The sequence below is a fragment of the Nonomuraea antri genome (assembly GCF_013283785.1).
GTDB lineage: Bacteria > Actinomycetota > Actinomycetes > Streptosporangiales > Streptosporangiaceae > Nonomuraea > Nonomuraea antri.
The window spans coordinates 1-6,923 of the sequence record NZ_JABCPZ010000361.1; the positions used below are offsets into that span (position 1 = coordinate 1).

Annotated in this window: 6 protein-coding genes; 3 read left to right on the top strand and 3 right to left on the bottom strand. The window is 71.4% G+C overall.

Annotated elements, in window-relative coordinates:
* Window positions 1-3,475: DEAD/DEAH box helicase (locus HII36_RS52090; protein WP_407940909.1), on the bottom strand; the 3,475-nt coding region annotated here is incomplete at its 3' end.
* Window positions 3,476-3,558: 83 nt separating this feature from the next.
* Between HII36_RS52090 and HII36_RS52095 the strand changes: the two genes are divergently transcribed.
* Window positions 3,559-4,047: a VOC family protein gene (locus HII36_RS52095; protein ID WP_173530836.1), complete on the top strand. Its 489-nt coding sequence runs from the start codon at window positions 3,559-3,561 to the stop codon at window positions 4,045-4,047.
* A gap of 51 nt (window positions 4,048-4,098) precedes the next feature.
* Here the strand turns inward: HII36_RS52095 and HII36_RS52100 are convergent, their stop codons facing one another.
* Window positions 4,099-4,293: a hypothetical protein gene (locus tag HII36_RS52100; protein ID WP_173530837.1), complete on the bottom strand. Its 195-nt coding sequence runs from the start codon at window positions 4,291-4,293 to the stop codon at window positions 4,099-4,101.
* A 44-nt stretch (window positions 4,294-4,337) separates the two neighbouring features.
* On the opposite strand from HII36_RS52100, the gene HII36_RS52105 reads away from it, so the two are divergent.
* Window positions 4,338-4,532 carry a DUF3046 domain-containing protein gene (locus HII36_RS52105; RefSeq protein WP_173530838.1) on the top strand — a complete coding sequence of 65 codons (195 nt, stop codon included), beginning with the start codon at window positions 4,338-4,340 and terminating at the stop codon, window positions 4,530-4,532.
* 10 nt (window positions 4,533-4,542) lie between these two features.
* On the opposite strand, the gene HII36_RS52110 is transcribed toward HII36_RS52105, so the two are convergent.
* The gene (locus HII36_RS52110) at window positions 4,543-4,812 is read right to left on the bottom strand and encodes a hypothetical protein (protein WP_173530839.1); all 270 of its coding nucleotides are present in this window, start codon (window positions 4,810-4,812) and stop codon (window positions 4,543-4,545) included.
* 389 nt (window positions 4,813-5,201) lie between these two features.
* Between HII36_RS52110 and recA the strand changes: the two genes are divergently transcribed.
* Window positions 5,202-6,293, top strand: coding sequence for a recombinase RecA (gene recA / locus HII36_RS52115; protein ID WP_173530840.1), 1,092 nt, complete (start codon window positions 5,202-5,204; stop codon window positions 6,291-6,293).
* The last annotated feature ends 630 nt before the right edge of the window (window positions 6,294-6,923 follow it).

The following is a 6,923-nucleotide window of genomic DNA, read 5'->3' on the forward strand; positions in this document are numbered from 1 at the left end:
GGCCGAACCCGCCGCCGGGGCCCGCACCTGCGCCGAACCCACCGCTCCCCGCACCCGTGCCTGCGCCCACACCCGTGCCGTAACCGGTGATTCCGTGCCAGGTCGGCAGGAACGCCGCCAGCGTCTCCGGCGCGACCGGCTCGACCTCCTTGCGCAGCCGCGCCAGTGACCTGCGGCGCAACATCCGCAGCACCCCGGCGTCGCACCACTCCTCGCCCCGCCCCCCGGGCCGGAACTCGCCGTTGACCACCCGCCCGGACGCCGCCAGCCGCCGCAGCGCGTCGCTCACCACCGCCACGCCGAGCCCGAACCTGGCGGCCGCCGTACCGGAGTGGAAGGGCCCGCGGGTACGGGCGTGCCGGGCGAGCAGGTCGGCCAGCGGATCGGCGACGGGTTCGAGGAACGCGTGCGGAATCCCGACGGGCAGCGGCGCGCCCAGCGCGTCGCGCATGCGCGCGGCGTCCTCGATCGCGGCCCACTGCTCCTCGCCCGCGATGCGTACCCTGATCGCCCGCCGCGCCCGCTCCAGCTCCTCCAGCCAGGACGGATCGCCGCCCCGCACACTCACGTCGGGCGCGAGCAGCGGCCCGTGCGAACGCAGCAGGTCGGCCAGGTCCTCCACATCACGCAGCGGCCGGTCGAGCCTGGCCAGCTCGCGCTCGGTGTCGGAGATCACGTCGGGGTCGAGCAGTTCGCGCAGGTCGGCCTGGCCGAGCAGTTCGGCCAGCAGCGTGGTGTCGAGCGCCAGGGCCTGGGCGCGGCGTTCGGCCAGCGGGGCGTCGCCCTCGTACATGAACGCGCCCACGTAGTGGAACAGCAGCGACGCCGCGAACGGCGAGGCCTGCGACGTCTCCACCTCCACCAGCCGCACCCGGCGCGCGGCCAGGTCGCGCATGAGCCGCACCAGGCCGGGCACGTCGAACACGTCCTGCAGGCACTCGCGCATCGTCTCGAGCACGATCGGGAACGACGCGTACTGCGAGGCCACCCCGAGCAGGTGGGCGGCGCGCTGACGCTGCTGCCACAGCGGGCTGCGCCGCCCCGGCGTACGGCGGGGCAGCAGCAGCGCGCGGCCCGCGCACTCCCTGAACCTTGAGGCGAACATGGCCGAGCCGCCCAGCTCCTCGGTGACGATCTGCTCGATCTCCTCTGGGTCGAACGCGGCCACGTCGGTCGGCGGCTCGGCCAGGGTGTCGGGGATGCGCAGCACGATGCCGTCGTCGGAGTGCACGGCCTGCACGTCGATGCCGTAGCGTTCGCGCAGCCGGCGGCCGATCGCCAGCGCCCACGGCGCGTGCACGCGGGCGCCGTACGGCGAGTGGATCACCACCCGCCAGTCGCCCAGCTCGTCGTGGAAACGCTCGACGAGCAGCGTGCGGTCGTCGGGCACGTAACCGGTGGCCTCGCGCTGTTCGCGCAGGTAGGCCAGCAGGTTGTCGGCGGCGTACTCGTCGAGGCCGGCCGCTCTGACGCGGGCGGTGTCGTCGTTCTTGGCCTGCTCGCGCAGGAACTTCCCGATCGCCTGGCCCAGCTCGGCCGGACGGCCGGGGGTGTCGCCGTGCCAGAACGGCAGCTTGCCCGGCTGCCCAGGCGCGGGGGAGACGAGCACGCGGTCGGCGGTGATGTCCTCGATCCGCCAGGACGTCGCGCCCAGCACGAACACGTCGCCGACCCGCGACTCGTAGACCATCTCCTCGTCGAGCTCGCCCACCCTGGACGCCCGCTCGCCCACCAGGAACACCCCGAACAGCCCGCGGTCGGGGATCGTGCCGCCGTTGGTCACCGCCAGCCGCTGCGCACCCGGCCTGCCCTGGAGCGTTCCTGACACCCGGTCCCAGACGATGCGGGGGCGCAGCTCGGCGAACTCCTCGCTCGGGTAGCGGCCGGCCAGCATGTCGAGGGTGGCCTCCAGCGCGCTGCGCGGCAGCGTGGCGTAGGGCGCGGCCCGCTTGACGACGGTCTCGAGCTCGTCGACCGTCCATTCGTCGAGCGCGGTCATCGCCACGATCTGCTGGGCGAGCACGTCGAGCGGATTGCGCGGATAGCGCAACTCCTCGATCTCGCCGGCGCGCATGCGCTCGGCGACGACGGCCGTCTGCACGAGGTCGCCGCGGTACTTCGGGAAGATCACGCCCTTGGAGACGGCGCCGACCTGGTGGCCGGCCCGCCCGATGCGCTGCAGCCCGCTGGCCACGCTCGGTGGCGCCTCCACGCACGCGACCAGGTCGACCGCGCCCATGTCGATGCCCAGCTCAAGGCTGGAGGTGGCGACCACGGCGGGCAGCCGGCCCGACTTCAGCGCCTCCTCGATCTGCGCCCGTTCCTCCTTCGACACCGACCCGTGGTGCGCGCGGACGATCTCCGTGACCACCCCCTTGCTCGACCCGGCCTGCGCCATCATGTCGGCCGGCATGCGCCTGGGCGTCACCCGGTCGCCCGCGGCCGGCTCACGATCATCGGCGGGCGGGGTCTCCCAGATCGACAGGTCGATCGACTCGATGCCCTGGCCGCGGTCGTAGGCCAGCTCGTTCAGCCGGGTGCACAGCCGCTCGGCCAGACGGCGCGAGTTGGCGAACACGATGGTCGAGCTGTGCGCCTCGATCAGGTCGAACAGCCGATCCTCGACATGCGGCCAGATGGACCTGTTGGCGGGGTCGGGGGCGAGCTCGTCGGCGTCGCGCGGCCGGGACTCCACCTGGGCCATGTCCTCGACCGGGACCACGACCTCGATCTCGATCCGCTTCTCCGACGGCGGCTGCACCACGCTCGCCGGACGCGCGCCGCCCAGGAACGTGGCCACCTCGCTCACCGGCCGCACGGTCGCAGACAGCCCGATCCGCTGCGCGGGCCGGTCGAGCAGCGCGTCGAGCCGCTCCAGGGTCAGCGCCAGATGCGCGCCGCGCTTGGTGCCCGCCACCGCGTGCACCTCGTCGACGATCACCGTCTCCACGCCGCGCAGCGCCTCCCTGGCCTGGCTGGTGAGCAGCAGGAACAGCGACTCCGGGGTGGTGATGAGAATGTCGGACGGCTTGGCCGCGAACCGCCGGCGATCTTCCGCGGGGGTGTCGCCCGAGCGGATCGCCACCGAGATCTCCGGGACCGGCAGGCCGAGCCGCCGCGCCGTCTGCTTGATCCCGGCCAGCGGGGCCCGCAGGTTGCGCTCGACGTCGACGGCCAGGGCCTTGAGCGGCGACACGTACAGGACCTTCGTGGACCGTTTGCCCTCACCGGACCGCCGGGGGTCGGCGGCTTGCCCGGGTTCGGCGGATCGCTGGAGGTCGGCGGCCAGCCGGTCGAGCGACCACAGGAACGCCGCCAGCGTCTTGCCCGACCCGGTGGGCGCGACGACCAGCGTGTTGTCACCGCGCGCGATCGACGCCCACGCGCCGTCCTGCGCGGTCGTGGGCGCGGCGAACGCGCCCTCGAACCATTGCCTGGTCACCTGGCTGAACTGGGCTAGCGAGCTCACCCGCACATACTGCCTCGCGCCACCGACAGAAAACGCATTGTCATGGCGGCAGGTGATTGAGCCGGGGCTTCGGCGGACATACAGCGTCCGTGAGCATCGACCACGCCGCCATCGAAGCCCGCCGCGCGGAGATCAGGCAACGTTACGTTTTACCGCGCCGTCCGTCGAGCAGCGCGCGCGGCCTGCACCACATCGCACTCCTCTCCTCGGACGTGGAGCGGACGATCAAGTTCTACCAGGAACTCCTGGAGTTCCCGCTCACCGAGATCATCGAGAACCGCGACTACAAGGGTTCGAGCCACTTCTTCTTCGACCTCGGCAACGGCAACCTGCTGGCCTTCTTCGACTTCCCCGGGCTCGACCTCGGACCGTACCAGGAAGTGCTCGGCGGGCTGCACCACATCGCGATCTCGGTCGATCCAGCCACGTGGGAACGGCTGCGCGGAAAGCTGGAGATGGCCGGCGTGCCGCACCAGATAGAGAGCGGCGCCTCCATTTACTTCAAGGACCCCGACGGCGCCAGGCTGGAGCTGCTCGCCGACCATCTGGGTGAGATGTACGGCTCGCGCGTGCTGTGACCGTCCCGCTGATCCCGCGTGCCGGAAGCGAGGCGGTCGCGGCGCGTGCGCCTAACGGCGGGAGGCCCTGCGCGTGCGGGGCGTGCCCTCCCTCGGCGCCTGCCTGATGCCCGCGTGCCGTTCGGAACGCTCGGCCTTCTCCTTGGCTACCACCAGCCGCATCTCGTGCAGCAGATGACGGCGCTTGGCCCGGTTGGCTTTGGTCTTGGCTGTCTTCGGGGGTGAAGACTTGGGGGTCTTTGGCATGGAGATGTCCTACCCACCCCCTGGGAGATTCCATACTTGAATTCATGCGCCTGACGGAGTTCTGGAGACGGATGCGCGCTCACTTCGGCGACAGCTACGCCGAATCGTGGGCACGCGACTACGTGATCGCCCCGCTGGGCGGTCGCACCGTCGTGCAGGCGCTGGCCGACGGCGAGAGCGCCAAGACGGTCTGGCGCGCGGTCTGCCAGGTGGAGGACGTCTCGTCCAAGCTGCGCTGAGCCGCCTGGCTCACGGGGCGGCGTCCAGGGCTTCGCGCAGCGCGCTCGCCGTGCGCTCCAGCTCGTCCGCGCTGCCCTGACCGCCCGGCGACCACAGGAACAACCACCCGCTGCTGGACGGCGTGGCGAAGACGACGGTCTGACGCCCGGTACGCGGATGCCACACCCACAACACCGGATCATCGCCGCCGACCATGCGGCTCACCAGCCCCTGATGCGGCAACAACTCGGCGAGCGCCGCCAGATGGGTGCGCCGCTCCCCGGTGTACGAGCTCGACACGTCGCCGCCTCCAACCTTCTCCCCAAGAAGTCTCCCCAGCTCACGGCGTATGACAACACGGTCGTCGCGGCGTACGTGAACGTCGTGGCCCGTGCGCGTTCTCGGGGGTTTCCGCCGTTGTGGCGCGAGGGTTCCTCGCTTCCTGCGTCCGGCCGGCCGGAGCTGCGACACCCGAGCCGACCTGCGGAGATCGTTTGGAAGTGTGACGCGGAGACTCGCGTGTTCCTGATGTGATCGAACAGTCGTTCGGCTAAGATGGATCCAACTCGCCCGGCCACGACTTCCCCGATTGCTTCCCCGACGCCACTCCGCAGACGGCGAAAATGTCGGTGGCAGGCCGTAGCTTTCACTCGACTGAATCCGACCACGACCCTCCAGGGGGAGTTCCCATGGCTATCAACGACCGCGAGAAGGCCCTCGAGACTGCCCTCGCCCAGATCGAGCGGCAGTTCGGCAAGGGCTCGGTCATGCGACTGGGCGACGACGCCCGAGCTCCCATCGAGGTGATCCCCACCGGGTCGATCTCCCTTGACGTCGCGCTCGGCATCGGCGGCCTGCCGCGCGGCCGTATCGTCGAGATCTACGGCCCCGAGTCCTCGGGCAAGACGACGATCGCGCTGCACGCGGTGGCCAACGCGCAGCGGGCGGGCGGCATCGCGGCGTTCATCGACGCCGAGCACGCGCTCGACCCCGAATACGCCAAGAAGCTCGGCGTCGACACCGACGCCCTGCTGGTGTCCCAGCCCGACACCGGTGAGCAGGCGCTGGAGATCGCCGACATGCTGATCAGGTCCGGCGCCGTCGACATCATCGTCATCGACTCGGTCGCCGCCCTGGTGCCCAAGGCCGAGATCGAGGGCGAGATGGGCGACAGCCACGTCGGTCTGCAGGCCCGCCTCATGTCGCAGGCCCTGCGCAAGGTCGCCGGCGCGCTCAACAGCACCGGCACCACCGCCATCTTCATCAACCAGCTCCGCGAGAAGATCGGCGTCATGTTCGGCTCGCCCGAGACCACGACCGGTGGTAAGGCGCTGAAGTTCTACGCCTCCGTGCGTATGGACATCCGCCGCATCGAGACCCTCAAGGACGGCACGGAGGCGGTCGGCAACCGCACCAGGGTCAAGGTCGTCAAGAACAAGATGGCCCCGCCCTTCCGCGTCGCCGACTTCGACATCCTGTACGGCGTGGGCATCTCCCGCGAGGGCGGCCTGATCGACATGGGCGTCGAGCACGGCTTCGTCCGCAAGTCCGGCGCCTGGTACACCTACGAGGGCGACCAGCTCGGCCAGGGCAAGGAGAACGCCCGTAACTTCCTGAAGAACCACCCGGACATGGCCAACGAGATCGAGAAGAAGATCAAGGACAAGCTGGGCGTGGGCCCGCGTCTCGACACCCCCGCCGAGGCCCCGGCGGCTCCGGCGCCCGCCGCCGCTCCGTCCGGCCGTGGCTCCAAGTCCACCCCCAAGCCGGGTGACGTCTGATCGGTTCGCCGCATGAGTGACACGGACCTGCCGCACGCGCCCCGTTCGCGCTTCCGGGGCGCCCGGCCCGGCCGCACCGTCCCGCCGGGCCGGTCCGCGTACGACGCCGCTTCCACGCGGCGCCGGGGGAGGGGCCGACCGTGAACGGCTGGCCATCGGTCGACGAATGGCGCGAACGCAGCCGCCTCCGGGCGTCCGGCGCGCCTTCCGCCGACGAGAACGAGGACCCGACCGGCGCGCCGCTGTCCGGGGACGGGCCGCCTTCCGGGGCTTCTGGAGGCGGGTCGCCTTCTGGGGTTTCTGAGGGCGGGCTGCCTTCTGGGGACGGGCAGCCTTCGGCGGGCGGGGCGTCGCAGGCGATTAGCGGGCAACCCTCGGGCGAGCCGTCCGCCTGGGCGGGCGAAACGCCTGCCGGCGAGCAACGAGACGATGCGCCCGGCCCGGCGGCGACCCAGCAGCCGTACGCCGAGCCCGATGACGCGGCCGCCGATCAGCACGCCGGCACCGATCGGCGCGCTGGCACCGACCGGCGCGCTGGCACCGACCGGCGTGCAGGCACCCGTCAGCGTGCCGGCGCGCGTCGACGCGCTGACGAGACAAGCCCCGGTGAGACCGACGCCGGTCGGTGCC